This is a genomic window from Lysobacter sp. F60174L2 (assembly GCF_052547135.1).
In genome coordinates this window covers 1-1,172 of the sequence record NZ_JBQWRA010000012.1, presented here as the reverse complement: position 1 = coordinate 1,172, position 1,172 = coordinate 1, and the positions used below count along the sequence as shown (strand labels likewise).

Here is a 1,172-nt window from a genome sequence, read left to right as displayed (position 1 = left end):
TCAGGCGTTAGGCTGCAGCGCCGAAATTTCTCGCGGCGGACACGGCTACTGTCAGAATTATCGGACGGCGCAAGGCGGCGTCCGCCGATCGACTGAATGGCGAGCGGGCTGCTAGAAAAGCGGTTAGCCCACGCGCGCAAAGCGTGCTTTGCAGACGTGGGCTAACCGCTTTTCCTGGCATCGTGTCGCACGCGACCGGCCGCAGTGATTCGGGGAGGCCAGACCTTCCTTTTGCCGGGCCGGCACGGCCGAGCGGGTCGTGTCGGCTGCACCCTAACCAGTCGTTCAAGCCGAACCCGCTTCGGCGCTCAACGACTTCGGGGGCATCTACGCTATCCTCGATTTCGGAAGCCACCCAGCGCGGGTCGGCTTAACTCAGGCGTTAGCACTCAAAGGTTGGCACATGGCAAAGGACGCAAAAGTCATCTACCAAATCAGTGGCGCTGGCGTCGTTGTGTTTGCTGACCAATCAGAACCTGCAATTTCCATCACCGCTGGACGACTCAAGCAGCTACATGAACTGGCCAAGAGTCTCGCCCTAGAAGGTAAGAGTGATGGTTACGGCTCAGACTTGTTTAAGCACAACCTGCAGTCGTTGCAAAATTCGCTGGCGGATTACTTGCTTGAGCTTCAGGAGTCTGGTGCAAAGCATGGCCATCCAGTTAAACAAGAACATCGCATTGCAGGCAGCAGTGACTTCATCACGCTGGAACCTCAGTGAGGCGTCCCGCGTTGAGTGCTAACAATTCATTCAAGCCGAAGCCGCTTCGCGGCTCGGCTTAATTCAGGCGTTAGGCTGCAGCGCCGAAATTTCTCGCGGCGGACACGGCTACTGTCAGAATTATCGGACGGCGCAAGGCGGCGTCCGCCGATCGACTGAATGGCGAGCGGGCTGCTAGAAAAGCGGTTAGCCCACGCGCGCAAAGCGTGCTTTGCAGACGTGGGCTAACCGCTTTTCCTGGCATCGTGTCGCACGCGACCGGCCGCAGTGATTCGGGGAGGCCAGACCTTCCTTTTGCCGGGCCGGCACGGCCGAGCGGGTCGTGTCGGCTGCACCCTAACCAGTCGTTCAAGCCGAACCCGCTTCGGCGCTCAACGACTTCGGGGGCATCTACGCTATCCTCGATTTCGGAAGCCACCCAGCGCGGGTCGGCTTAACTCAGGCGTTAGGC

At 59.6% G+C, this 1,172-nt stretch carries 1 protein-coding gene; it reads left to right on the top strand.

Features of this window, described 5'->3' with window-relative positions; translation table 11 throughout:
• Positions 1-403 precede the first annotated feature (403 nt).
• Complete coding sequence (locus ACT9AS_RS14560; protein ID WP_445100876.1) at positions 404-721, top strand: hypothetical protein; 318 nt, start codon at positions 404-406, stop codon at positions 719-721.
• The last annotated feature ends 451 nt before the right edge of the window (positions 722-1,172 follow it).

What these genes read in the sequence shown, in the direction of transcription:
- ACT9AS_RS14560 (WP_445100876.1), top strand. Translation starts at nt 404, where the DNA reads ATGGCAAAGGACGCAAAAGTCATCTACCAAATCAGTGGCGCTGGCGTC.